Below are 25,663 nucleotides of genomic sequence, written 5' to 3'. Positions count from 1 at the left end.
TTTCGTCTCAACCGAGGCGCGCATTCTACAGCAGCCTCATTTGCTGTCAAGTGGTTATCTTCAGAAGTTTTCGAAGATTTCTTCAACAACTTCAACCACTTGCGCTTGCGATCTCTCGTAAGCGGGAGGCGAATTCTACAGCGTTACACGCTGCTGTCAACACCTCTTTTTCAACTTCCTTTTGGCTTCGATGAACTGAAGCAACTTGCTGTCGATAACTGCGTAACTCATTGTTTACCAAGGAGTTTTCCGTTTCGACTGCGCCGGAAGTGGGGCGAATTATAGACAGATATAATTCGCCGTCAACACCTATTTCAGACTTATTCGGATTTGAGCGTAATACGCGCAAATGCCTTCTTCCCTGCCTGACAAACGTGAGTGGCGCCCAGCTCGTATATAAAGGTGCGATCAACCACCTCACCATCTATACGCACACTGCCCGAACCCAAGAGATCGCGCGCGACCGCCGAATTCTTCACCAGGCCAGCCTTATTAAGCACAGCCGCAATCGGCATAGCCTCGGCAGCACTCAGCTCAATCTCCGGCAAATCATCAGGCAGCTCGCCATCTTTCATGCGATTACCTGCCGCACGGTGAGCGCTGGCCGCTGCCTCCTCACCGTGGAAACGCGCAACGATTTCTTCAGCCAGCTTAATCTTCACATCCCGAGGATTAGCGCCCGCCTCGACATCCGCACGCAGCGCATTGATTTCGTCCATCGAGCGGAAGCTCAACAACTCGAAGTAACGCCACATCAGCGCATCCGGAATAGACACCAGCTTGCCGTACATCACACCCGGTGCTTCTTGGATACCGACATAGTTACCCAAGGACTTGGACATCTTCTTGACGCCATCCAAGCCTTCCAACAATGGCATGGTCAGAATGCACTGAGCCTCCTGACCATAGGCGCGCTGCAATTCACGCCCCATCAACAGGTTGAACTTCTGATCGGTGCCGCCCAACTCAACGTCCGCACGCAGCGCCACCGAGTCGTACCCCTGAACCAGCGGATAGAGAAACTCATGGATGGCGATTGGCTGATTGGTCGAATAGCGCTTGTCGAAGTCATCACGCTCAAGCATGCGCGCCACGGTGTACTGGGAAGTCAGGCGAATGAAATCTGCCGGCCCCATTTTGTCCATCCAGGTGGAGTTGAACGCCACCTCGGTCTTGGCTGGATCAAGGATCTTGAATACCTGGGTCTTATAGGTCTCGGCATTATCGAGCACCTGTTCGCGAGTCAGCGGCGGGCGCGTAGCGCTCTTGCCGCTTGGATCACCGATCATCCCGGTGAAGTCACCTATAAGGAAGATGACCTGATGGCCCAGTTCCTGGAACTGACGCAGCTTATTAATAAGCACGGTATGACCCAGGTGCAGATCCGGCGCAGTCGGATCAAAGCCAGCCTTGATACGCAGGGGTTGGCCACGCTTGAGCTTTTCGATCAGCTCGGCCTCGACCAACAGTTCTTCCGCACCACGTTTTATCAGCGCTAGCTGCTCTTCAACCGACTTCATAACAGACCCGCAAGGCTCAGATTCAAAAGGGAACCAACCATACAAGATCAGGGACTAATTACAAGTTTTGCCCTGCGCACGGACACCGTTCAGCAAGCACAGCGTTCGCGAGCTTGCGCCACAGATGATTTGGTTATATTTTATACAGTTATTTCATCTTCATCATGTCATTCATCTTTTCCATTTCATCTTCAAAGTCAAAATTACCTATGACCACTGAACCGTCTAAAGCGCCGCCGCTTTACCCGAAGACCCACCTGCTCGCCGCAAGTGGTATCGCCGCCCTTCTCAGCCTGGCACTGCTGGTATTCCCTTCCAGTGACGTTGAAGCCAAACGAACATCCCTGAGCCTTGACCTGGAAAGCCCAGTTGAACAACTGACACAAGACCAAGACGCTTCCGACGCTCAACAAGCCACAAACACTGCAACTGAATCACCTTTCGCACAGATCGAAAGCACTCCCGAAGACACCCAGCAGGCCACTCAGGAAGCACCTGCGACAGCCGCAGCCAAGAATCCCCAGCATCGCGAAGTCATCGTGGGCAAAGGCGACACACTCTCTACCCTATTCGAAAAGGTTGGGTTGCCTGCCGCCACTGTAAATGACGTGCTCGCCAGCGATAAGCAAGCCAAGCAATTCACCCAGCTCAAACGTGGCCAAAAGCTTGAATTTGAGCTGACGCCAGACGGCCAGTTGAACAACCTGCACACCAGCATCAGTGACTTGGAAAGCATCAGCCTGAGCAAAGGCGCCAAAGGCTTCGCCTTCAACCGAATCACCACCAAACCCGTCATGCGTTCCGCCTACGTACACGGCGTGATCAACAGCTCCCTGTCGCAATCGGCCGCGCGTGCGGGCCTGTCGCATAGCATGACCATGGACATGGCCAGCGTATTTGGCTACGACATCGACTTCGCTCAGGACATCCGTCAAGGCGACGAATTCGACGTGATCTACGAGCAGAAAGTAGCCAACGGAAAAGTAGTCGGCACTGGCAACATTCTGTCTGCACGCTTCACCAACCGCGGCAAAACCTACACCGCCGTGCGCTACACCAACAAACAAGGCAACAGCAGCTATTACACGGCTGATGGCAACAGCATGCGCAAGGCCTTCATCCGTACACCCGTTGACTTTGCCCGTATTAGCTCGCGTTTCTCCATGGGCCGCAAGCATCCAATTCTGAACAAAATTCGCGCACACAAGGGCGTCGACTATGCCGCGCCGCGTGGCACGCCAATCAAGGCGGCGGGCGACGGCAAGGTCTTGCTGGCGGGGCGCCGTGGTGGTTACGGCAATACGGTGATCATCCAGCACGGCAACACTTACCGCACGCTGTACGGCCACATGCAAGGGTTCGCCAAGGGTGTCAAGACTGGCGGTAACGTGAAACAGGGGCAAGTGATCGGTTACATCGGAACCACCGGCCTCTCCACCGGCCCGCACTTGCACTACGAGTTCCAGGTAAACGGCGTACACGTCGACCCATTGGGCCAGAAGCTGCCGATGGCTGACCCGATTGCCAAGGCCGAACGCGCACGCTTCATGCAACAGAGCCAGCCGCTGATGGCACGGATGGATCAAGAGCGCTCCACCTTGCTGGCTTCGGCGAAGCGTTAAGGTATGCCGCTCTATATTGGTGTGATGTCCGGGACCAGCCTCGACGGCCTGGATATCGCCCTTATCGAACAAGGCGCGGCGATCAATCTGATCGCCACCCGCTACATCCCAATGCCTGACGCCTTGCGCACAGAACTGCTGAGCCTATGCGCCAGCGGCCCGGATGAAATCGCCCGCTCGGCAATTGCCCAGCAACAATGGGTAACGCTTGCCGCTCAAGGCATCCACGCCTTGCTGGATCAACAGAACCTCAAGCCTCAGGACATTCGGGCGATTGGTAGCCACGGCCAAACGATTCGCCATGAGCCCGCCCGAGGCTTTACCGTTCAGATCGGCAACCCTGCCCTACTCACCGAGCTGACAGGCATCACCGTCGTCAGCGACTTCCGCAGCCGCGATGTCGCTGCCGGCGGCCAAGGCGCTCCTTTGGTTCCTGCCTTTCATGAAGCCTTGTTCGGCGAGCAGACGGGCAATCGCGCGGTATTGAATGTCGGCGGGTTCAGCAACCTCAGCCTGATCGAGACGGGCAAGCCTGTCGCCGGTTTCGACTGCGGCCCAGGGAACGTGCTGCTCGATGCCTGGATTCATCTGCAGCGCGGCGAACACTTCGATCGGGACGGGCAATGGGCGGCCAGCGGAAAGGTACAGCCCCAGTTGCTCACCACGTTGCTCAGCGATCCGTTTTTCTTGACCAAAGGCCCGAAAAGTACGGGCCGAGAGGTGTTCAACCTGGCCTGGCTGCAGCAGCACCTTGGCCGCTTGCCCGCCTTTGAACCCCAAGACGTACAGGCCACCCTGCTGGAGCTGACGGCCCTGACCATCGCCGACTCCCTGCAAAGCGCCCAGACTGACACAACAACTTTGCTGATCTGCGGCGGCGGCGCCCATAACGGGGCACTAATGAGCCGGCTGACCGCGCTACTGCCTTCCACCCATGTCAGCACTACAGCGGCCTACGGCGTAGACCCGGACTGGGTAGAGGCCATGGCCTTCGCCTGGCTGGCCCATTGCTGCCTTGAAGGCATTGCCGCCAATCGCCCCAGCGTCACTGGCGCTCGCGGGCTTCGAGTGCTTGGCGCGATCTACCCCGCCTGAACCCCAGACAGCAAAACGCCGCTTGGCCCGTAAGAGCCAAGCGGCGTTTTTGTATCTGCTACCGGTCAGATCGAGAACGAGGACCCGCAACCACACGTCGTGGTGGCATTAGGGTTCTTGATCACGAAACGCGAGCCTTCCAGACCTTCCTGATAATCCACCTCGGCACCCGCCAGGTACTGGAAGCTCATCGGATCCACGACCAGGCTCACACCCTCGCGCTCAACGATAGTGTCGTCATCGGCCACATCTTCATCGAAGGTAAAACCGTACTGAAACCCTGAACAACCGCCGCCCGTAACGAATACGCGCAGCTTCAAGCGATCATTACCCTCTTCATCGACCAGGCTCTTCACCTTGTGCGCAGCACCGTGGGTGAATTGCAAAGCCGTGGGGGTGAAGGACTCAACGCTCATGCTGATAATCTCCCGGCGTAGCGCCGCCATATGCGTAATGGCGGGTATTATCCGCTTCTCCTAGAAAAGCGGTCAACTATTGTTACGGTATATCAATCTGCCCAGCGCCCATTAAAAATGCAAAAGGCCCGATCAACGGGCCTTTTGCACAACGGTAAGCCCGCGTTAAGGCAGCATGCCCGCGTGGGACAGGCCCAACTTCTCGTCCAGGCCGAACAGGATGTTCATGTTCTGCACCGCCTGGCCCGACGCGCCCTTGACCAGATTGTCGATCACCGACAACACCACCACCAGGTCGCCATCCTGCGGACGATGCACCGCAATACGGCACACATTGGCGCCACGCACGCTGCGCGTTTCCGGATGGCTGCCGGCCGGCATCACATCGACGAACGGCTCATTGGCATAACGCTTTTCAAACAGCGCCTGCAGGTCTACCGAGCGATCGGTGACGGTCGCATACAGCGTGGAGTGAATCCCGCGGATCATCGGCGTCAGGTGCGGCACGAAGGTCAGCCCTACCTCCTGGCCGGCAGCGCGGCGCAGGCCTTGGCGGATTTCCGGCAAGTGACGATGACCTTTTACCGCATAGGCTTTCATGCTTTCCGACGTTTCGGAGTACAGAGAACCGACCGCCGCGCCACGGCCCGCACCACTGACGCCCGACTTGCAGTCGGCGATCAGGCGCGACGCATCCGCCAGGCCAGCTTCCAGCAATGGCAGGAAGCCCAATTGCGTGGCTGTTGGATAGCAACCCGGCACCGCAATCAGGCGTGCTTGCTTGATCTGCTCGCGATTGACTTCGGGCAGGCCGTAGACGGCCTCTTCCAACAGCTGCGGCGCACCATGGGGCTGGCCGTACCACTTGGCCCACTCATCGGCGTCTTGCAGGCGGAAGTCTGCCGACAAGTCGATAACCTTGGTACCCGCCGCCAACAGCTCACCGGCCAACGCATGGGCTACACCGTGAGGCGTGGCGAAGAACACCACGTCGCAGGCACCCAGGGTCTTGGTGTCCGGCACACTGAACGCCAGGCCGTCATAGTGGCCTCGCAGGTTCGGGTACATATCGGCCACGGCCAGCCCGGCTTCGGATCGGGAAGTGATAACCACCACCTCAGCTTGCGGATGCTGAGCCAACAGACGCAGCAATTCGACACCGGTGTAACCCGTGCCGCCGACGATACCGACCTTGACCATAAACCTGCCCTCAACGAACCCACTGGAAAGCCGTCGATAATAGGGGCCGTATCGTCCTGCGACAACCGTCAACGTGACGTACGGGCGCATGAGCCACTACTATCTTCGCTACCGTGAACCTGGGAATAACTAAAATGCTCTATCTATGGGTCAAAGCCTTCCATATCGTCAGCATCGTCTGCTGGTTTGCCGGGCTGTTCTACCTGCCGCGCCTGTTCGTCTACCACGCCCAAAGCGAAGACACCGTCAGCAAGGAGCGCTTCAGCGTCATGGAGCGCAAGTTGTACCGGGGCATCATGGGCCCGGCGATGGTTGCCACACTGGTCTTCGGCATCTGGATGCTGGCCCTCAACCCCGGCATTTTCCAGTCGGGCGCCTGGATCCACGCCAAGCTGACCCTGGTCGTCCTGCTGATTGGCTACCATCACATGTGCGGCGCACAGGTAAAGCGCTTCGCCCGTGGCGAAAACACCCGCAGCCATGTCTTTTATCGCTGGTTCAATGAAGTCCCGGTTCTGATATTGCTGGCTATCGTAATTTTGGTCGTGGTCAAACCGTTCTAACTTCAATTACTCGGGGAACCTCCAATGTCGCTGCCCGCTCTGCTGGAACAACGTTTGCGCCTGCCCGTGGTGGCCGCGCCGATGTTTCTGATCTCCAATCCGCAACTGGTCCTGGCCTGCTGCCGCAACGGCGTAGTTGGCAGTTTCCCCGCGCTCAACCAACGCGAAAGCAGTGGATTCAAGGCCTGGCTGGAAGAAATCGAAGCGGGCTTGGCGCAGTTGGACAACCCTGCGCCCTATGCCGTGAACCTGATCGTGCACAACAGCAACCCGCGGCTGGAGGCCGACCTGGCGATCTGCGTCGAACACAAGGTGCCCATCGTCATCACCAGCCTGGGTGCGGTAAAGGAATTGGTAGACGCCGTTCACAGCTACGGCGGCCTGGTATTTCATGACGTCACTACACGACGCCACGCCGAGAAAGCCGCTGAAGCGGGCGTCGACGGCCTCATTGCCGTAGCCGCTGGCGCGGGGGGCCACGCTGGCACCTGGAGTCCCTTTTCACTGATTGCCGAAATTCGCCAGTTCTTCGACAAAACCCTGCTGCTGGCGGGCTGCCTTAACCATGGGCACGAAATCCTAGCCGCCCAGGTGCTGGGGGCAGACCTCGCTTATTTCGGCACGCGCTTTATCGGCACCACCGAAAGCCAGGCACCGGATGCCTATAAGGAGATGCTGCTCACATCGCGCGCCGCCGACATCGTGCACACTCCTGCAGTCTCCGGCGTACCTGCAAGCTTCATGCGTCAGAGCCTGGAAAATGCCGGTTTTGACCTCGCTGCGCTTCAAGGCAAAGGGGAAGTCAACTTCGGTTCCAAGCTCAAGCCATTGAGCGATGAGGCCAAAGCGTGGAAAACTGTATGGTCTGCCGGCCAAGGCGTCGGTGAGATCAATGATGTGCCCAGTGTGGATGAGCTCATAGCGCGCCTGGATGCCGAATACCGCAAAGCACGCGAGCACGCCGCGCAACTGCGCTGGCCACGCTGACCCACTGCCGGGCCTGCCAATTGGACAGGCCTGCATACTCCCCCTGATTAAGTGACAAGGATGCCCGCATGAGCGACAGCCGTTTCAAGATTGTGTTTGACGGAGCCTTGCGCCCAGGTGTCGAAAGCACCACCGCCAAGCTGAATCTCGCCGAGTTATTCAAAAGCGATGTCGCGGCGATCGAAAAGCTTTTTACCGGCCGCCCGGTCGCACTCAAGCGCGACCTGTCGCGCCCCGACGCTGAAACCTACCTCACGGCACTGCACAATGCCGGGGTGGACGCACGCATCGAAGAGGAACACCCCGTGGCATTCAGCCTGGCAGAAACCCACGAGACCGACTCGTCAACCGCTGACCGCGCCGCCGCGTCACCTTATGCACCGCCACGCGCCGCTGTTGGCGATGACCTGCCGGAGTTCGCCACTCTCAAGGTATTCACCATCCACGGGCGCATCGGGCGTCTGCGCTACCTGGCCTGGACGCTGGCACTGACCGTCGCGATGTTGGTGGCAGCGGGCATCATCAGTACGGTCGGCTTCGCGGTGGCGACGGCCTCGCCAACCATCGCCATCCTTATTGGCTCGCTGCTGGGTTTCGCGCTGTTTGTGGCACTGGTAGTGGTGAGCGTGCAAATCGGCGTGCAGCGCCTGCATGACCTGGGCTGGTCTGGCTGGCTGTACCTGCTGAACCTGGTTCCGCTGGTCAACAGTGTGTTCCCTCTGCTGTTGCTGGTATTGCCAGGCAACACGGGCGCCAACCAATACGGCGCGCCACCACCACGCAACTCCACTGCGGTGAAAATACTGGCCTCGCTGTGGCTGGCGTTTATCCCTTTGATGCTCATCATTGTCGTCACCCTGGGCATGAACGGCTACCTGGACCAGCTTGAAGCCAACATGGACAGCAGCTACGAAAGCAGCTCCATCACCTCCGATGCAGACGCCGATCAAAGCGTTATCGTTGATGAAGCCGCAGCGCAAAGTGCTGACGACGCAGCCGAACCTGTAGACTCTCCAGAACAGTGAAGAAACGCCTGCCGCCTGTGACGCACTGTCATGGGCCGGCGGCGTTGCGATGGAGAAAGGCATGACCCGTTACGCTCTGATCACCGGCGCCTCCAGCGGCATCGGCCTGGCATTGGCCGAAGCCTTGGCACGGCGCGGCCGCAGCTTGATTCTGGTGGCCCGCCAGCGTGATCAGTTGGAAAGCATTGCATTGGAATTGACCCAACGCTTCGGCGTCGAGGTACTGTTTCGCGCCTGTGACTTGGGCGAGCCGCTGCGCTTGTCCGGCTTTTTGCTGGAGCTCGAAGAGGGTGAGCGACAGATCGACCTGCTGGTCAACTGCGCCGGCATCGGCACCAGCGGGCCGTTCCTGGCCCAGGACTGGATGACCGAGCAGGACCTCATCGAAGTCAACATCCTGGCCCTGACCCGCATGTGCCACGCACTGGGCAATGCCATGGCCCTGCATGGCGGCGGGCAAATCCTCAATGTTGCCTCGGTCGCCGCCTTTCAGCCCGGGCCGTGGATGAGCAGCTACTACGCCAGCAAAGCCTACGTGTTGCACTTCTCCGAAGGGTTGCGCGAAGAATTGAAGACCTGCGGCATCAAGGTGTCAGTGCTGTGCCCCGGCCCTACGCGCACCGCATTCTTCGGCACCGCACAGATGGATACGGCGAAACTCGACCGCAGCCAGCAACTGATGAGCCCGGAAGAAGTCGCGCTCTACACCGTACGCGCACTGGAAAAGAACAAAGCCATCATCATTCCCGGGCGCCGCAACCGTTGGCTGACGTTCAGCCCACGCCTGAGCCCGCGCTGGCTGACCCGCAAAATTGCCGGCGCCATCAACAAGGCCTATTGCCCACGCTGATGGCCTGCGTACACTCACCTCACTTTCACAATGGAGATACAGCTGTGGATACTCTGTTCACCAAGATCATCAACAGAGAAATACCGGCGAAGATCATCTATGAAGATGACCAGGTCCTGGCTTTTCACGATATTGCCCCACAGGCGCCGGTGCATTTTCTGGTTATCCCGAAAAAGCCCATTCGTACCCTCAATGACCTGACCGAGGAAGATAAGGCGCTGGCCGGCCATATCCTGTTCACTGCTCAACGCCTGGCCGTGGAACAAGGCTGCGAAAAAGGCTTTCGCGTGGTGATGAATTGCAATGAAGACGGCGGGCAAACCGTTTATCACATCCATATGCACGTGCTCGGTCAGCGCCAGATGAACTGGCCACCGGGCTGAGTGCACAAGGGCAAATTGACTCAGCACAAACGCTGGACGCTCTCTTGCGGTAAACTGGCCGCCGAGATTCTTCCCGGAGGTCAGCATGACTACCCAACGTCACTACTCGCCGATTGACCGTCTGTTGCTGCAAGCCGACATGGCCATGCGCACCCTGCTGCCGTTCAGCGGCCAACCTTACCGTCCATCGCCCGCCATCGTGCAGCCGGATGTACAGCTGAGCGAGACCGACACTCGACACGTCGCCGGCCTGATGCGCATCAACCATACCGGTGAAGTCTGTGCCCAGGCGCTGTACCAGGGCCAGGCGCTGACCGCCAAGTTGCCGCAGGTTCGCACGGCGATGGAGCATGCAGCCGAGGAAGAGATCGACCACCTGGCCTGGTGCGAACAACGCATCCGCCAGTTGGGCAGCCATCCCAGCGTGCTCAACCCACTGTTTTATGGCTTGTCGTTTGGTATCGGCGCGGCTGCCGGGCTGATCAGCGATAAAGTCAGCCTGGGGTTTGTGGCCGCGACAGAACATCAGGTATGCAAGCACTTGGATGAACACCTGGAGCAACTGCCAGCCGAAGACGAAAAGTCCCGGGCCATTCTTGAGCAGATGCGTATCGACGAAGAACACCACGCAGAAAGCGCGCTGGACGCGGGCGGCTTCCGCTTTCCAGCCCCGGTACGGTTCGGCATGAGCGTGTTGGCCAAGGTCATGACCAAAAGCACCTATCGAATCTGAACCGAAAAAAGGGCGCCCGAAGCGCCCTTTCTTTTGCCTGCTGCAATCAACCCAACTCGATGATTTCGTAGTCGTGGGTAATGACCACGCCCGCAGCCCCCAGCATGATCGACGCGGAGCAGTACTTCTCGGCCGACAGCTCGATGGCACGCTTGACCTGGGCTTCTTTCAGCGCCCGGCCCTTGACCACGAAATGCATATGGATCTTGGTAAAAACCTTGGGGTCTTCAGTAGCGCGCTCGGCTTCCAGGAAGGCTTCGCAGCTTTCCACGGCCTGGCGCGACTTCTTCAAGATGCTGACCACATCGAAATTGCTGCAACCGCCCACACCCAGCAGCAACATTTCCATCGGGCGTACCCCCAGGTTACGCCCGCCGGCTTCCGGCGGACCGTCCATGACCACCACGTGGCCGCTGCCCGACTCACCGAGGAACATGGCTTCGCCCGCCCATTGGATGCGTGCCTTCATCGCCCAGACTCCACTGCTAAAAAAGGGTCGCCAGCTTAGCACAGGGCTTTGAAACAGCAGCGCCCTGCATAAATTCGATAAATGACAGCGTTTGCCCGGTAAATTGGCTAATCGTGACAGAAGGTGTCTGGTAAGCTGGCGCCAAATGAATGGCGCATTGCCATGACTTGTACAGCGTCTATCAATGAGATGCCGCTGGATAAAAACAACGCCAACTACACCGCGCAGTCTTTTCGGGATACAACCATGGTTGCTCTTACTCCCACACCCAAGATCAAGAACCTCGACAAACTGCTGTTGCATTGCCAGCGCCGGCGTCATCCGGCCAAGCACAACATCATCTGCGCCGGCGAGCGTTCAGAAACCCTGTTTTTCATTATCAAGGGCTCGGTCACCATCCTGATCGAGGATGAAGATGGCCGTGAGATGATCATTGCCTACCTCAACACCGGGGATTTCTTCGGGGAGCTGGGCCTGTTTGAACAAGCAGGCAAAGAGCAGGAACGCAGCGCTTGGGTAAGGGCCAAAGTTGAGTGCGAAGTGGCCGAGATCAGCTATTCGAAATTTCGCGAACTGGCCCAGCATGATCCGGATATCTTGTATGCCCTGAGCGGACAGATCGCCCAGCGCCTGCGCGACACCACGCGCAAGGTCGGCGACCTGGCGTTCTTTGATGTCACCGGTCGCGTCGCTCGCTGCCTGCTGGAGTTATGCAAGCAACCCGACGCCATGACCCATCCCGACGGCATGCAGATCAAAGTCACGCGCCAGGAGATCGGACGGATTGTCGGGTGTTCACGAGAAATGGTCGGCCGCGTGCTAAAGGACTTGGAAGAACGCAACCTGGTGCACGTCAAAGGCAAGACGATGGTGGTGTTCGGCACCCGTTAAACCGGCAGGAAGCCAGCCAGCATCTGCCGGTACAGCGTGTCGAGCCGACTGATAGCATCCGGCGCGGGAAACGCTTCGTGCAGTGCGATATGGCTGTCGGCGCGAACTCGCTGCTCCAGGCCGCAGGCTTGGTTGAAGCGGTTGACCGCCGCAATCAATTGCTCACGATCATTCTCCAGCAACATCGCGCCATGCACCAATCCGACCGGGCGGCCACCGCTTTGTCGCCAACGCTGGGCAGTGCCCACCATTTTGCGGCCATTGAGGTTGACGTTGTAACGACCGTCGCAAAAAGCACCGTCAATTTCGCCGACGGACGCATCGCCCCCCAACTCGATCAACAGATCACAGATGGGTTGGCACAAGCGCCGATAGCCAGTTTCGATACGCCCCTGGTCGCCTTCACTGCGCGGCGGAGCATAGACCAGGGCGATATTGACCGTGGCGCCGGACTGCGGCACCGGCTCACCGCCGGTTTCACGCAGCAACACGGGCCAACCCGCATCGGCCGAGACCTGGCTCGCCGCCTCGAATGCCGGCAGCCGGCTCAAACGGCGCGGCATGACCAGCGCTTGGTCACTGGGCTGCCAGAACAGCAATCCGAACGCTTGCTCCCCCGCGCAAACGGCTGCCAATAGGTCTTGCTCGGCGGCAAGGCCAGCTTCGACAGTCATGATCACGGGCTGGAGCATCGAACACCTACCTACCTGAATAACCACAAACCCAATGTGGGAGCTGGCTTGCCTGCGATGGCGGTGTATCAGCTACACAGCGGTTGGCTGACCCGCCGCTATCGCAGGCAAGCCAGCTCCCACAGTTTCGAGCGTGTTTCACATCAATCCAAGGTCGAGCCGCTGACCGCTACGCCGCGCTCCGGGAAGAACAAGCGCTGCAATTCCGCCCCTGGGTTCTCGGCGCGCATAAACGTCTCGCCCACGAGGAACGAGTACACGCCACTGATTTCCATCAGTTCCACATCGGCGCGGTTGACGATGCCACTTTCGGTAATCACCAGACGATCGCGAGGGATACGCGGCAGCAGGTCGAGAGTGGTTTCAAGGCTGACGTCGAAGGTATGCAGGTTACGGTTGTTGACGCCCACTAGCGGTGTATCGAGGGTCTTCAATGCGCGCTCCAACTCGTCGCCGTCGTGCACTTCGACCAATACATCCAAGCCGACGCTTTTGGCCACGGCCGCCAGCTCGGCCATCTTCACGTCATCCAACGCGGAGACAATCAGCAACACGCAGTCGGCACCCAAGGCTCGGGCTTCGACGATCTGGTACGGGTCGACCATGAAATCCTTGCGGATCACCGGCAACTTGCACGCGGCGCGCGCCTGTTGCAGGAACAGGTCGGAACCCTGGAAGTAGTCGATATCGGTCAGCACAGAGAGGCAGGTCGCCCCACCCTTCTCGTAACTGGCGGCGATTTCAGCAGGTACGAAGTGTTCGCGAATCACCCCTTTGCTCGGCGAGGCTTTCTTGACCTCGGCGATCACGGCCGGCTGCTTGAGCTTGGCCTGGGCGATCAAGGCATTGGCAAAGCCGCGTGGCGCATCGGCGCTTTTCGCCTGCGCTTCCAACTCGGCCAGGCTCACACGGGCGCGGCGCTCGGCCACTTCTTCAGCCTTGCGGGCCAGGATCTTTTCCAGAACGGTTGGCACACTCATCCTTCATTCTCCATCTTGAATACGGCGGTGAATGCTCCCAGCTCTTCGAGCTTCTCGCGAGCCAGGCCGGTGTGCAGCGCATCGTGGGCCAAGGCAACACCTTCCTTGAGACTATAGGCATGGTCGGCCGCGTAAAGGGCTGCGCCAGCATTCAGGACAATCATTTCCGCAGCTTTCTGACCGTTTTCGGTCTTGCGACGCCCCAGGGCATCACGAATCAGCTCCAACGAAGCCGCCGGGCTTTCCACCGCCAGGCCGTGCAGGCTCTGGCTTTTCATCCCCAGGTCTTCGGGCTCGACCCAATATTCGGTGACCTCGTCGTTCTTGAGCTCCGCCACAAAGGTCGGCGCTGCCAGGCTGAATTCGTCGAGGCCATCCTTGGAATGCACCACCAGCACATGCTTGCTGCCCAGGCGTTGCAAGACTTCGGCCAGCGGCCGGCACAGCGCCTGGCTGAACACGCCCACCACCTGATGCTTCACACCGGCCGGATTCGTAAGCGGGCCGAGCATGTTGAACAGGGTGCGCAGGCCAAGGTCCTTGCGCGGGCCGGCAGCGTGCTTCATCGCGCCGTGATGAGACTGGGCAAACATGAAGCCAATGCCAACGCTGTCAATGCAGCGCGCTACTTGCACCGGCGTGAGGTTCAGGTAAATACCGGCCGCTTCCAGCAAATCGGCGCTGCCGCTCTTGCCAGACACTGCACGGTTACCGTGCTTGGCGACGGTGCAACCAGCGGCGGCCACCACAAAAGATGAGGCAGTCGACACGTTGAAAATATTCGCACCGTCACCGCCGGTACCCACTACATCGACGACGCCGTCGAGGGTCTTGAGTTCGACCTTGTCCGCCAGCTCACGCATCACCGACACCGCACCGACGATTTCGTCGATGCTTTCGCTCTTCATGCGCATCGCCATCATAAAAGCGCCGATCTGAGCATCGGTGCATTGACCGGTCATGATCTCGCGCATCACATCGCTCATTTCCGCAGTGCTCAGGTCCAGATGGCCGACGATACGGCTCAGGGCAGTCTTGATATCCATGAAAAGTCCTTAGCGCGTGCCGCCGCTCTGCTTGAGAAAGTTGGCGAACAGCTCGTAGCCCTGCTCGGTCAGGATTGATTCAGGGTGAAATTGCACCCCTTCGATGTTCAGTGTCTTGTGACGCAGGCCCATGATCTCGTCGACCGAGCCGTCTTCCAGCTGGGTCCAGGCGGTCAGCTCCAGGCATTCGGGCAAGGTTTCACGCTTGACCACCAGTGAGTGGTAACGGGTCACGGTCACCGGCAGGTTCAGGCCTTGGAACACACCCAGGTCGCGATGGAATACCGGGCTAGTCTTGCCGTGCATCACCTCGCGCGCGCGCACCACGTCACCGCCAAACGCCTGGCCGATGGACTGGTGGCCCAGGCAGACGCCCAGGATCGGCAGCTTGCCGGCGAAATACTGGATAGCTTCCAGAGAAATGCCCGCCTCGGTCGGCGTGCATGGGCCAGGTGAGACCACGATGCGCTCGGGGTTCAACGCGGCGATTTCGGCAACGGTAAGTTCATCGTTGCGCACCACCTTGACCTCGGCACCCAGCTCGCCCAGGTACTGCACAACGTTGTAGGTAAAGGAGTCGTAGTTATCAATCATCAGCAACATGTGGGTTCAAACCTCTTGAATTCACTGATTTCAAATGACCGCCTTCCAAGAGCGTGACCCGCTGCCAGACGCACGTTCCGGTTGCCAGGGGGGAGTTGGCAAGGGGCGTCAGACAACGGGTGAAGAAGGCAAATCGGTACAGGTCCGGCCAGGCCGGCAGAGAAAAATGTCAGGCGCGCCAACGCCAACGGGCGTGTGCCTTGACTACTCGCATCAAGAGTTTGCTGATGATCAACACGGGGAGGGTCTCATTCATACGTTCAGGCACAGTAACGTAGGCTCGCCAGCGGTGCAATATGGAGCCGCAAATACGGGGACGCAACGTAGGCGGATTCCGGATTTCCCTACAGAAAATGCCAAATATTTTGCTAGTGTTTCACTTCCAACATAAAAACAACCGAATGGAATCTTGCATGCTCAGACCAGCGTTTTACGCGCCCCTTGCCGGCTGCCTTCTGTCATTGGCCTGCGCCCAGGCGCTCGCAGCCCCGTCACCTTATTCAACCATGGTGGTTTTCGGAGACAGCCTGGCGGATGCGGGCCAGTTTCCCGACGGTTCGGCCGGCGCCACATTACGTTTTACCAACCGAACCGGGGCGAACTTCCAGGGTGAATACGGCCTGGTCTCCTCGACCCTGTTGGGCGCAAAACTGGGCGTCACTCCCAACGACCTGAATGCCTCCACCTCACCGGTTCGCGCAGCCCAGGGTTTGCCAGACGGCAACAACTGGGCAGTGGGTGGCTACCGCACCGACAATATCCTCGACTCCATTACCTCAGTCTCCAATGCTGCGATTCCCCCAGGCAACCCCGGGGGCGGCACTGTGTTGCGCAGCCGGCAGGGCTATCTGCCGGCTAATGGTGGGAGAGCCGACCCGAACGCGCTTTACTTTCTTTCAGGGGGCGGCAATGACTTCCTGCAGGGCCGGGTGCTCAGCCCCGCTCAAGCGGTCGCCGCCGGTGGCAGGCTGGCGGACAGCGCCCAGGCCCTGCAACAAGCCGGCGCGCGTTACATCATGGTCTGGATGCTACCCGACCTGGGGCTGACGCCGGCCATCAACGGCACCCCACAGCAAGCAGCGACTTCGGCCCTGAGTAATATTTTCAACCAGTCCCTGGTACAGCGCCTGTCACAAGTGGATGCCCAGGTTATCCCGCTGAACATCCCGCTGTTGTTGAACGAGGCTTTCGCCGATCCGGCCCGCTTCGGCCTCGCCACCGGGCAGAACCTGACGGGCACTTGCTTCAGCGGTAACAGTTGCACCGCCAACCCAACCTACGGCATCGGTGGTACCAACCCGGACCCAACCAAGCTGATCTACAACGACTCGGTCCACCCTACCGTGGCCGGGCAACGCTTGATTGCCGACTACGCCTATTCGCTACTCGCCGCGCCGTGGGAACTGACCTTGCTGCCGGAAATGGCCCAAGGCACCTTGCGCGCCCACCAGGACGAGCTGCGCAACCAATGGCAAGCAGACAACGGCAGTTGGCAAGCCGTCGGCCAATGGCGCGCCATAGTGGCCGGCGGCGGCCAGCGCCTGGATTTTGATGATCAAAGCAGCTCGGCCAGTGGCGACGGCAGCGGCTATAACCTGAATATCGGTGGCAGCTACCGGCTCGATGAAAACTGGCGCGTGGGCGTTGCCGCCGGCCTGTATCGGCAGACACTCGAAGCCGGCGCCAATGATTCGGACTACAAGCTCAACAGTTATATGGGTACGGCATTCGCTCAGTACCAGCAAAATCACTGGTGGGCCGATGCCGCATTGACCGGCGGCAAGCTGGACTTCGACAGCCTCAAGCGCAAGTTCGCCCTGGGCGTCAGCGAAGGTTCGGAGAAAGGTGACACCGATGGCTGGCTCTGGGCCTTGAGTGGACGCGTGGGGTATGACATCGCCGCACCGGGCAGCGACTGGCACCTGTCGCCCTTCATCAGCGCCGATTACGCGCGGGTTGAAGTCAATGGTTACTCGGAGAAAAGCAGCCGCTCCACCGCCCTGACCTTTGACGATCAACAACGTGACTCCAAGCGCCTGGGCGTCGGCCTGCAAGGCAGCTACCGCATCACGCCACAAACGCAAGCTTTTGGCGAAGTGGCCCACGAGCATGAGTTTGAAAATGACACCCAGAAGGTGAACATTTCGCTCAACAGCGTGCAGGGAATCGACTTCAAGCTGGACGGGTATACGCCTCGCAGCAACTCTGACCGTTTGAGCCTGGGTGTCAGCCACAAGCTGACGCAGGACCTGGCATTGCGGGCGGCGTATAACCTGAGGAAGGATGACAATTTGACCCAGCAAGGCGTCAATGTCGGGGTCAGTCTGGATTTCTAAATACTGCGCAAACAAATGTGGGAGCTGGCTTGCCTGCGATGGCGGTGGATCAGTCATTGAATATCTCAAGTGACACACCGCGATCGCGAGCAAGCCCGCTCCCACATTTTTTATTCCAGCTTTAGTCTTGTGGGGTTTGCTCTGCCAACGCCACCGCACGGAACATCGCCCGACGCTTGTTCAGGGTTTCTTCCCACTCAAGGGCCGGCACCGAGTCCGCCACAATCCCGCCACCGGCCTGCACATGCAGTTCGCCATCCTTGATCACCGCCGTACGGATCGCAATGGCGGTGTCCATATTGCCGTTCCAGGCAAAATACCCGACGGCGCCGCCATAGACACCACGCTTGACCGGCTCCAGTTCGTCGATGATTTCCATCGCACGGATCTTCGGCGCCCCCGACAAGGTGCCCGCCGGCAAAATCGCCCGCAGCGCGTCCATCGCCGTCAGCCCGGCTTTCAGTTCGCCGGTGACGTTGGACACGATATGCATCACATTGGAATACCGCTCGATGACCATCTTCTCAGTCAGTTTCACCGAGCCGATTTCCGAAACACGCCCAGTGTCGTTGCGCCCCAGGTCGATCAGCATCAGGTGTTCGGCGATTTCCTTTTCGTCGCTGAGCAGGTCTTCTTCCAGCGCCACGTCTGCTTCTTCGGTCGCGCCACGGGGGCGCGTACCGGCAATCGGGCGCACGGTGATCAGGTTGTCTTCAACCCGCACCAGCACTTCCGGCGAACTGCCCACGACGTGGAAGTCGCCGAAGTTGAAGAAGTACATGTACGGGGTCGGGTTGAAGCAACGCAGGGCGCGGTACAGGTCAATCGGCGCCGCCTTGAAGTCGATGGACATGCGTTGCGACGGCACCACTTGCATGCAATCACCGGCAAGGATGTATTCCTTGATGGTATCGACGGCGCGCTCGTAGTCATCCTGGGTAAAGCTTGAGCGGAACACCGGGTCGGCGGCGGGTGGGCGGCTGAGGTCGAGGCCGCGACGCGGGGTGATCGGCTGGCGGAGTTTTTCCAGCAGCGCTTCCAGGTTGGCCTGGCCTTGTTCGAAGGCATCACCCTGGGCAGGGTCGGCGAGGACAATCGCATGCATCTTGCCGGCGAGATTGTCGAACACCACCACCGCGTCGGACACCATCAGCAAAATATCCGGCACGCCCAGCGGGTCCGGGTTCGGGCATTTGCCCAGGCGCTTCTCCACATAGCGCACGCAGTCATAGCCGAAGTATCCCACCAGCCCGCCATTGAAACGCGGCAGGCCAGCAATGGTCGGCACGTTGTAGCGCGCCTTGAAGGCTTCGACAAACGCCAGCGGGTCTTCTACGTCATGGCTTTCGATCTCCACGCCGTCATGGGTGATGCTCACATGATGGTCGTGTACCCGCAGCACCGTGCGGCATGGCAGGCCAATGATCGAGTAACGGCCCCACTTCTCACCGCCCTGTACCGACTCGAGCAGGTAAGAGTTGGGCTCGTCGGCCAGCTTCAGGTAGATCGACAGCGGCGTATCGAAGTCGGCCAGGGTTTCGCAAGCCATGGGGATACGGTTATAGCCGGCAGCGGCCAAACGCAGGAATTCTTCGCGGGTCATGAGGTGCCTCGTGGTGTGAGGGTCAAACAGTCAGGTAGGCAAACGTGCCGCACACGCGGCCAGGATCAGTCAGGCGCGCCAACGCCAGCGGGCCAGGGCCTTGATGACTTTCATCCAGAGTTTGCGAGTGACCACCACGATGGAGTTTCCAGAAGGGGACGATTCAATGTCGGGCAACGTTATCTCAGCACCAGCGCCCAAGCAACCGGGGATTAACAGTCGCAGGTCATCAATCACCAGCGCTGGGGACTCTTCCGCAATCGGCCGGCCATGGTTGTAACCATAACTCAAGGCCACGCACTGCACGCCCGCCGCTTTCGCCGCCAGCACATCACTGCGCGAATCGCCGACAAACAGCGATTGCGACGCCGGGATATTGGCCATTTTCATCACGAAAAACAGCGCCGCCGGGTCGGGCTTTTTCTGCGGCAAGGTATCGCCGCCGATGATCCAGCGGAAGTAGCGACCGATTTTCATCTGGTCCAACAACGGCGCAACGAAGCGCTCCGGCTTGTTGGTGATCAGGGCCATTTCCACGCCCTGCTTGCTCAACCACTTGAGGGTGTCGCGCACACCGGGGTAAACCACGGTCAGTTCGTGGCTGCTTTCATAAGCGGCATTGAACAACTCCAAGGCATGTTCCGCCTCGACCTCATCCACGCCCGTGGCATCGATGTTGTTGGCCAGGGCCCGGCGCACCAACATCGGCGCGCCATTGCCGACCCATTCGCGCACTGAATCAATCCCTGCCGGCTTGCGCCCCAGCTTGAGCAGCATCTGGTCCACCGCGGCCGCCAGGTCAGGCACCGAGTCGATCAAGGTACCGTCCAGATCGAACATCACCAGCCGTGGCAATTTGCCGGGAAACAACTGCTCAAAACCGCTCATGGACGCGCCAGCGCCAGTTCGGCACGCATCTGGTCGATGACGGCCTGGTAGTCCGGGGCGTTGAAGATCGCCGAGCCGGCCACGAAGGTATCGGCACCCGCTGCGGCGATCTCACGGATATTGTTGACGTTGACCCCACCGTCGATCTCCAGGCGGATGTCACGCCCCGAGGCGTCGATCAGCGCACGGGCTTCACGCAGTTTGTTCAAGGTGCCAGGGATGAACTTCTGCCCGCCGAAGCCTGGGTTGACGCTCATCAGCAAGACCATGTCGACCTTGTCCATCACGTACTCAAGCACACTCAGCGGAGTAGCCGGGTTGAATACCAGGCCCGCCTTGCAGCCGCCCTCGCGGATTAGTTGCAAGGTGCGGTCAACGTGCAACGTAGCTTCCGGGTGGAAGGTGATGTAGGTCGCACCCGCCTCGATGAAGTCACCGACGATACGGTCCACGGGGCTGACCATCAGGTGCGCATCAATCGGCGCGGTGATGCCGTACTTGCGCAATGCGGCGCACACCATCGGGCCGATGGTCAGGTTGGGTACGTAGTGGTTGTCCATGACATCGAAGTGCACGAAGTCGGCACCGGCGGCCAACACCTTGTCCACTTCCTCACCCAGGCGGGCGAAGTCGGCAGAGAGAATCGATGGAGCAATGACGAAGGGCTGCATGACGCACCTTTTTTGAGCTAAATCACGATGGCGCGCATTGTATACCTCATGCTTTGCTGCGCGCACCGTGACCTATCTCAACGGTTAGTAAGCTGCCCGGTAGATTTTTTCGATATCGGCGGGGCTGAGCTTGCGCGGGTTGTTGCGCATCAAGCGCTCAATACCTGCGGCTTCACTGGCCATGGCCGGGATGGCGTCCTCGGGCACGCCGAAACTGCGCAGGCCGGACGGGATCTCCACCGCCGCACACAGTCGCGTCATCGCCGCTACCGCCTGGTCGGCAGCGTCATTCACGCTCAGCCCGGCGATATTGACGCCCATGGCCTGGGCAATGTCCTGCATGCGCTCGACGCAGGCCAATTTGTTCCAATGCATGACATACGGCAATAACAGCGCGTTGCTTACGCCATGGGCAATATTGAAGCGCCCGCCCAACGGGTACGCCAGCGCATGCACGGCACCGACGCCCGCGTTGCCAAAGGCCATGCCGGCCATCAGGCTGGCGGTGGCCATGTCGTCACGGGCCTGCAGGTTCGCCGGGTTGGCGTAAGCCTTGGGCAACGCGCTGGCAATCAACTTGATCGCACCGATGGCCAGGGCATCGGTAATCGGCGAGGCATTCAGCGACAGGTAGGACTCGATGGCGTGCACCAAGGCATCAACGCCACTGGCGGCCGTGACACCCCGTGGGCAGGTCAGGGTCATTTGCGGGCTGATCAGCGCGACATCCGGCAGCAAGTAATCGCTGACGATGCCTTTTTTCAGCTGTGCAGCCTTGTCGGACAGTATCGCCACATTGGTCACCTCCGAGCCGGTGCCGGCCGTGGTGGGGATGGCGATCAACGGCGGGCCTTTGCGCGGCACCTGATCGACGCCAAACAAGTCCGCCAGTGCGCCGTGATAACCGGCATAGGCCGCCACGCTCTTGGCGATGTCGATAGCACTGCCGCCGCCCACACCGATCAGGCCATCATGCCCGCCTTCGCGGTACGCCCGCATGCAGTCTTCGACGATGGCAATTTCCGGGTCGGGCAGCACGCGGTCGAAAATCTCATAGGCTCGATCGCCCAGGTGCTCCAGGGCCAGCGCCACGGTGCCGGACTGGACCAGCGCGGCGTCGGTGACGATCAGCGGGTTATCCACATCCAGGCGCGTGAGCTCGGCAGCCAGTTGCTCGATGGCACCTGCGCCGGTCAGCAGTTTGTGGGCGATCTTGAATGAGGAGGTACTCATGTGCGCGGCCTCTTATGAATGGTGGGCTGGCACAAGGATAGCTGCCCCTGGCGTGTTGTCTGCCATTCATTGGTTGAATGGCCGCGCCGCGACCATCAAGACAGCTAACAAACCGCGGATAGCCTGTCGGTAGCGAGAACCGCGCCTCATACCCCTGACAAATACCGACCAACCCATTAGGCTGCTGGAATCACTTCTGGCCGGGAATCAACGATGCTTTTTCTTCACCGTTCGGCACTGCCAGCATTGTGCCTGTCACTGCTGTTTACCAGCGTCTTGCCTGTTCAGGCCGAGGATGCGCCCTCGCCTGCCGTCGAAAAACCGGCTGAACGCCAGCCTTTGCCCGAGCGTAGCCAGCAAGAAGCCAGTGCGCTCGAACGCCAGGTGCCGCAGCAGGAGCAACAACAATTGCAGGCGGGTAGCGATTCGTTCCTGGCGCTGTGGAAACCTGCCAACAGCGCCGAAGCCGAGGGTGTGGTGATCCTCATACCCAGTGCTGGGGAGAACGCGGACTGGCCGCAGGCCATCGCGCCTCTGCGGCGCAAGTTGCCGGACGCCGCCTGGAGCACCCTCAGTCTGTCACTGCCTGACGTCAGTGTGGACACCCTGCCGCCACGGGTCATCGAACCGCCGACAGCGGCGGTCGACACCAGCAGCAAGGAAGGCAGCACCGCAGCCAAGCCGGTCGAACAGGCCGCCAGCGCCGAGGCCGAAGGCACTGACCCGGCGGTGGTGCCGGGGGCGGATGAACAGGACAAGACCGACGCCAAGCGCATCTTCGACCGTATCGACGCCGCCGTCGCCTTCGCTCAGACCCAAAGCGCACGCAGCGTGGTGTTGCTCGGCCATGGCACCGGCGCCTGGTGGGCCGCACGCTACCTCAGCGAGAAACAACCCTCCCAGGTGCAGAGATTGGTGATGGTGGCCGGCAAGACGCCTGCGGCTCGCCAACCGGACCTGCAACAACTGGCGCCGGCTTTGAAGGTGCCCACGGCGGATGTGTTCTATCAAGAGGGCGCTCAGGATCGCAAAAACGCCCAGGAACGACTTCAGGCGGCCAAGCGCTCGAAGAATGACGGCTATAAGCAGGTGTCGCTCACGGCGTTGCCCGGTAATAGCGCGGCGCAGCAAGAACAGTTGTACCGCAGGGTTCGCGGGTGGTTGAGCCCGCAGGGCGGCGCAGACTGACAGGGCAACATCGCTTTCTGTAGGAGCGAGCTTGCTCGCGAAAAACGTCAACGATAATGCGTGCTTCATGAATAAACGCGGCGCCTGGGAGTTTTTCGCGAGCAAGCTCGCTCCTACAACATGGAGTTGAGTGGCGATAGCCTCAGCGAAAATCCCGCCGTTCACGAATCAAGGCATAGGCATTGTGCAACTCTCGGGTTCGCTCGGTCGCCTCACGCACTTGCGCAGGGCTGGCTCCCGTGCCGGCGATCTTGTCCGGATGGTGGCGGCTGAGCAGGCGGCGGTAGGCGCGCTTGATCACCGATGGTTCAGTGGTTGCCGTCACCCCCAAAATACGCAACGCCTCCTGATAGGCACCGCCACGATTGGCCAGTGGCTTGCGCTCCGGCGCGTAATCGCTCGCCAATGCCTGCAGCTGTTGCGGCGTCCAGCCCAGCCACTTGCCCCACTGGTCGATCAGGTCGCGCTCGGCGGCATCCGCCCGACCGTCCGCCCACGCCATGCGCCAACAGGCGCGCAGCACGCCTTCCGCCGCATGGGGCTGCGTCTTGAGCACCCGCAGGTAACTGCGTACCCGGTCGCTGCCGGACTTGCCTCGGTTGAAGGCGCTTATCGCGCGGCGCTGGGCCGGCTCAGTCATGTCCAGTGCACGCATTTCCTGGCGCGCTTGCTGGATATGCCCATCGACTACCCGGCCGTTACTCTTGGCCAAGCGCCCCAGCAGCACAAACAACAGTTCATCGTTGCGCAAGGCCGGGCGCCCACCCAGGCGTTCACGCAACTGCGCCCAGCTGTGCAATTGCAGGCGGCGATCCAGCGCCTGCCCCAGCAATGCCCCCAACAGAGCCCCCGGGATACTGGCAATGGCAAAGCCAGCCCCGGCGCCGATCAGCGTCCCTGGCCACAACATCCTACTGCCCCGCTGTCAGCAAGGTTTCGACCTGCGCCAGTCGCTCCAGCGTCCCTACATCCACCCAGCGTCCTGCCATGTGCTCCCCCGTTACCAAACCTTTGGCCATGGCCTCGCGCAACAGCGGGGCCAGCTTGAAGGCACCGGCGCTGCAACCCGCGAACAATTTAGGGTCGAGCACTGAAATGCCACTGAAGGTCAGGTTATCGGCACCGGGCGCGGCATCATGAAGCACGCCGTGATCCAGGTAGAAATCCCCGCCCGACGGGTGGTGCGCTGGGTTGTCGACCATCACCAAGTGCGCCAGGCCACGGATCGGCTGCTTGAGCTGGGTGAAATCGTAGTCCGTCCAGATATCGCCATTGACCACCAGAAACGGTTCGTCGCCCAGCAGCGGCAACGCCTGGAATATCCCGCCCCCCGTCTCCAGCGGTTCACCCTCTGGGGAGTAGCGGATGCGCAGACCAAACTGGGCGCCGTCGCCCAAGTAGTTTTCAATCTGCTGGCCAAGCCATGCGTGGTTGATCACGATCTCGGTAAAGCCGGCCTTCGCCAAGGCTTCAAGGTGATACTCGATCAACCGCTTGCCGCCGGCTTGCACCAGCGGCTTGGGCGTATGCAGGGTGAGCGGACGCATGCGTTCGCCCTTTCCCGCCGCCAGGATCATCGCCTTCATACGCTGGCCTCGGCAGGTTCGCGCAGGCTGGCGAGCAATTCGCCCAGGTCACTCAACTCAGGTCGGTCGGCCAGCACCGCTTCTATATAAGCAAAGAACCGCGGCACGTCGGCCAGGTAGCGTGGCTTGCCGTCGCGGTGGCAGATACGCGAAAAGATGCCGATGACCTTGAGGTGACGCTGCACGCCCATCAGGTCGCTGGCACGCAGGAACTCTTCAAAGTCGTCCTGTACGGGAATGCCCAACTGCCCGGCACGCTGCCAATAGCCACGCTGCCATTCGCGCACGCGGGCCTGGGGCCAACTGAGGAAGGCGTCCTTGAACAGGCAGGTAATGTCATAGGTCACCGGCCCGTAGACCGCGTCCTGGAAATCCAGCACGCCAGGGCTTGGCTCACTGATCATCAGGTTGCGCGGCATGTAGTCGCGGTGCACCAGCACCTTGGGCTGGGCCAGGGCGCTGTCGATCAACTGCTGGCTGGCACGTTGCCAAAGGGCCTGTTGCTCAGCGTCGAGGTTGATGCCCAGGTGACGACGCACGTACCATTCCGGGAACAATTCCAGCTCGCGACGCAATAAGGCCACGTCATAACTGGGCAACGGCGCATCCATCGGCAATTGCTGGAACGCCAACAGCGCGTCGATGGCATCGGCAAATAATTGGTCGGCGTTTTCACCGTCAATCACGTCCAGATAGGTTTTTGTGCCCAGGTCATTGAGCAAAAGAAAGCCTCGGGGCAAATCTTCTGCATAAATTTTTGGCACATTTATTCCCGATTTCGCGAGCAAATGCGCGATATCGACGAAAGGTTTGCAGTTTTCCTGAGGGGGTGGCGCGTCCATGACGATGAACGTATGGGCACCGCCCTCCCATCGGAAGTAACGCCTGAAACTCGCGTCGCTGCTGGCCGCGGTCAATGTGGCCGGGGGCACGGGGCCCCAGTCCTGAGCGTTGAAGAGGATCGGCAACTGCTCATCCAGCCAGACTTCCAGCTGTTGTAAACGTAGATCGTGCTCGGGCATTACAAGGGTCTCCGACGGCGCTAGCCGTCAAGCGGGGCATGCTTTATTATCACGCATCTTT

At 59.9% G+C, this 25,663-nt stretch carries 26 protein-coding genes; 11 read left to right on the top strand and 15 right to left on the bottom strand.

All coding sequences use genetic code 11. From position 1 onward, the window contains the following. Positions 1–320 precede the first annotated feature (320 nt). Positions 321–1,520, bottom strand: coding sequence for a tyrosine--tRNA ligase (gene tyrS / locus V8689_RS03140; RefSeq protein ID WP_056784047.1), 1,200 nt, complete (start codon positions 1,518–1,520; stop codon positions 321–323). A gap of 209 nt (positions 1,521–1,729) precedes the next feature. Between tyrS and V8689_RS03135 the strand changes: the two genes are divergently transcribed. Both V8689_RS03135 and V8689_RS03130 read left to right on the top strand, forming a co-directional pair. After that, positions 1,730–3,142 (top strand): peptidoglycan DD-metalloendopeptidase family protein, encoded by a 1,413-nt coding sequence (locus V8689_RS03135; RefSeq protein ID WP_056784044.1) that lies wholly within the window; start codon positions 1,730–1,732, stop codon positions 3,140–3,142. A 3-nt stretch (positions 3,143–3,145) separates the two neighbouring features. Then, positions 3,146–4,237 (top strand): anhydro-N-acetylmuramic acid kinase, encoded by a 1,092-nt coding sequence (locus tag V8689_RS03130; protein WP_056784042.1) that lies wholly within the window; start codon positions 3,146–3,148, stop codon positions 4,235–4,237. 65 nt (positions 4,238–4,302) lie between these two features. Here V8689_RS03130 and erpA read toward each other — a convergent pair whose 3' ends face one another. Both erpA and argC read right to left on the bottom strand, forming a co-directional pair. Beyond that, positions 4,303–4,653 (bottom strand): iron-sulfur cluster insertion protein ErpA, encoded by a 351-nt coding sequence (erpA, locus tag V8689_RS03125; RefSeq protein ID WP_003176443.1) that lies wholly within the window; start codon positions 4,651–4,653, stop codon positions 4,303–4,305. Positions 4,654–4,818: 165 nt separating this feature from the next. Then, positions 4,819–5,853, bottom strand: coding sequence for an N-acetyl-gamma-glutamyl-phosphate reductase (gene argC, locus V8689_RS03120; RefSeq protein WP_044269421.1), 1,035 nt, complete (start codon positions 5,851–5,853; stop codon positions 4,819–4,821). 134 nt (positions 5,854–5,987) lie between these two features. Here argC and hemJ point away from each other — a divergent pair, with 134 nt between their 5' ends. The 6 genes from hemJ (at position 5,988) to coq7 (ending at position 10,394) form a co-directional block, all read left to right on the top strand. Beyond that, complete coding sequence (gene hemJ, locus V8689_RS03115; RefSeq protein ID WP_056784039.1) at positions 5,988–6,416, top strand: protoporphyrinogen oxidase HemJ; 429 nt, start codon at positions 5,988–5,990, stop codon at positions 6,414–6,416. A gap of 24 nt (positions 6,417–6,440) precedes the next feature. Next, positions 6,441–7,403 carry an NAD(P)H-dependent flavin oxidoreductase gene (locus tag V8689_RS03110; RefSeq protein WP_044269422.1) on the top strand — a complete coding sequence of 321 codons (963 nt, stop codon included), beginning with the start codon at positions 6,441–6,443 and terminating at the stop codon, positions 7,401–7,403. 68 nt (positions 7,404–7,471) lie between these two features. Next, on the top strand, positions 7,472–8,428 hold the full coding sequence (locus V8689_RS03105) for a DUF805 domain-containing protein (protein WP_056784036.1): 957 nt from the start codon (positions 7,472–7,474) through the stop codon (positions 8,426–8,428). Positions 8,429–8,489: 61 nt separating this feature from the next. Further along, complete coding sequence (locus V8689_RS03100; RefSeq protein ID WP_003194680.1) at positions 8,490–9,278, top strand: SDR family NAD(P)-dependent oxidoreductase; 789 nt, start codon at positions 8,490–8,492, stop codon at positions 9,276–9,278. Between the two features lie 44 nt (positions 9,279–9,322). Further along, on the top strand, positions 9,323–9,661 hold the full coding sequence (locus V8689_RS03095) for a histidine triad nucleotide-binding protein (protein ID WP_005792015.1): 339 nt from the start codon (positions 9,323–9,325) through the stop codon (positions 9,659–9,661). Between the two features lie 85 nt (positions 9,662–9,746). After that, a complete protein-coding gene (gene coq7 / locus V8689_RS03090) occupies positions 9,747–10,394 on the top strand; it encodes a 2-polyprenyl-3-methyl-6-methoxy-1,4-benzoquinone monooxygenase (protein WP_056784034.1) in 648 nt (215 codons plus the stop codon). 46 nt (positions 10,395–10,440) lie between these two features. Here the strand turns inward: coq7 and V8689_RS03085 are convergent, their stop codons facing one another. Next, positions 10,441–10,863: an OsmC family protein gene (locus tag V8689_RS03085; protein WP_003194686.1), complete on the bottom strand. Its 423-nt coding sequence runs from the start codon at positions 10,861–10,863 to the stop codon at positions 10,441–10,443. Between the two features lie 246 nt (positions 10,864–11,109). On the opposite strand from V8689_RS03085, the gene crp reads away from it, so the two are divergent. Beyond that, positions 11,110–11,754, top strand: a complete 645-nt coding sequence (gene crp / locus V8689_RS03080) for a cAMP-activated global transcriptional regulator CRP (RefSeq protein WP_044269426.1) — start codon at positions 11,110–11,112, stop codon at positions 11,752–11,754. On the opposite strand, the gene V8689_RS03075 is transcribed toward crp, so the two are convergent. The 4 genes from V8689_RS03075 to V8689_RS03060 form a co-directional block, all read right to left on the bottom strand. Next, complete coding sequence (locus tag V8689_RS03075; RefSeq protein ID WP_056784031.1) at positions 11,751–12,446, bottom strand: lipoate--protein ligase family protein; 696 nt, start codon at positions 12,444–12,446, stop codon at positions 11,751–11,753. The two genes, crp and V8689_RS03075, sit on opposite strands and share 4 nt — an antisense overlap. A gap of 143 nt (positions 12,447–12,589) precedes the next feature. Beyond that, positions 12,590–13,426, bottom strand: a complete 837-nt coding sequence (gene trpC / locus V8689_RS03070; protein ID WP_056784029.1) for an indole-3-glycerol phosphate synthase TrpC — start codon at positions 13,424–13,426, stop codon at positions 12,590–12,592. After that, entirely contained in the window at positions 13,423–14,472 is a 1,050-nt protein-coding gene (gene trpD, locus V8689_RS03065) for an anthranilate phosphoribosyltransferase (protein ID WP_003194694.1), read from the bottom strand. Before trpD ends, trpC begins: the two co-directional genes overlap by 4 nt. Before the next feature lie 9 nt (positions 14,473–14,481). Further along, positions 14,482–15,075, bottom strand: coding sequence for an aminodeoxychorismate/anthranilate synthase component II (locus V8689_RS03060; RefSeq protein WP_044269431.1), 594 nt, complete (start codon positions 15,073–15,075; stop codon positions 14,482–14,484). 413 nt (positions 15,076–15,488) lie between these two features. Here V8689_RS03060 and estP point away from each other — a divergent pair, with 413 nt between their 5' ends. After that, complete coding sequence (gene estP, locus V8689_RS03055) at positions 15,489–17,411, top strand: esterase EstP (RefSeq protein WP_056784026.1); 1,923 nt, start codon at positions 15,489–15,491, stop codon at positions 17,409–17,411. 121 nt (positions 17,412–17,532) lie between these two features. On the opposite strand, the gene trpE is transcribed toward estP, so the two are convergent. From trpE to V8689_RS03035, 4 genes are all read right to left on the bottom strand, one after another. Then, complete coding sequence (gene trpE, locus V8689_RS03050; RefSeq protein WP_056784024.1) at positions 17,533–19,014, bottom strand: anthranilate synthase component I; 1,482 nt, start codon at positions 19,012–19,014, stop codon at positions 17,533–17,535. Positions 19,015–19,083: 69 nt separating this feature from the next. Beyond that, on the bottom strand, positions 19,084–19,902 hold the full coding sequence (locus tag V8689_RS03045) for a phosphoglycolate phosphatase (RefSeq protein WP_056784019.1): 819 nt from the start codon (positions 19,900–19,902) through the stop codon (positions 19,084–19,086). Then, positions 19,899–20,573 carry a ribulose-phosphate 3-epimerase gene (gene rpe / locus V8689_RS03040; RefSeq protein ID WP_032895049.1) on the bottom strand — a complete coding sequence of 225 codons (675 nt, stop codon included), beginning with the start codon at positions 20,571–20,573 and terminating at the stop codon, positions 19,899–19,901. The genes V8689_RS03045 and rpe overlap by 4 nt, the downstream gene beginning before the upstream one ends. Positions 20,574–20,657: 84 nt before the next feature. Beyond that, entirely contained in the window at positions 20,658–21,806 is a 1,149-nt protein-coding gene (locus V8689_RS03035) for an iron-containing alcohol dehydrogenase (RefSeq protein ID WP_056784016.1), read from the bottom strand. Between the two features lie 213 nt (positions 21,807–22,019). Here V8689_RS03035 and V8689_RS03030 point away from each other — a divergent pair, with 213 nt between their 5' ends. After that, entirely contained in the window at positions 22,020–22,994 is a 975-nt protein-coding gene (locus V8689_RS03030) for an alpha/beta hydrolase family protein (protein WP_056784012.1), read from the top strand. A gap of 142 nt (positions 22,995–23,136) precedes the next feature. On the opposite strand, the gene V8689_RS03025 is transcribed toward V8689_RS03030, so the two are convergent. The 3 genes from V8689_RS03025 to V8689_RS03015 are packed head-to-tail and all read right to left on the bottom strand — an operon-like array spanning position 23,137 to position 25,602. Beyond that, complete coding sequence (locus tag V8689_RS03025) at positions 23,137–23,904, bottom strand: TerB family tellurite resistance protein (protein ID WP_047711911.1); 768 nt, start codon at positions 23,902–23,904, stop codon at positions 23,137–23,139. A gap of 1 nt (position 23,905) precedes the next feature. Continuing rightward, positions 23,906–24,580, bottom strand: a complete 675-nt coding sequence (murU, locus tag V8689_RS03020) for an N-acetylmuramate alpha-1-phosphate uridylyltransferase MurU (RefSeq protein ID WP_056784009.1) — start codon at positions 24,578–24,580, stop codon at positions 23,906–23,908. After that, on the bottom strand, positions 24,577–25,602 hold the full coding sequence (locus tag V8689_RS03015; RefSeq protein WP_056784006.1) for an aminoglycoside phosphotransferase family protein: 1,026 nt from the start codon (positions 25,600–25,602) through the stop codon (positions 24,577–24,579). The genes murU and V8689_RS03015 overlap by 4 nt, the downstream gene beginning before the upstream one ends. Positions 25,603–25,663: the final 61 nt, after the last annotated feature.

The sequence above is a fragment of the Pseudomonas sp. AK181 genome (assembly GCF_051122975.1).
In the GTDB taxonomy this organism is placed as follows: domain Bacteria; phylum Pseudomonadota; class Gammaproteobacteria; order Pseudomonadales; family Pseudomonadaceae; genus Aquipseudomonas; species Aquipseudomonas lactis.
This window is presented reverse-complemented; position numbering and strand designations above follow the sequence as displayed.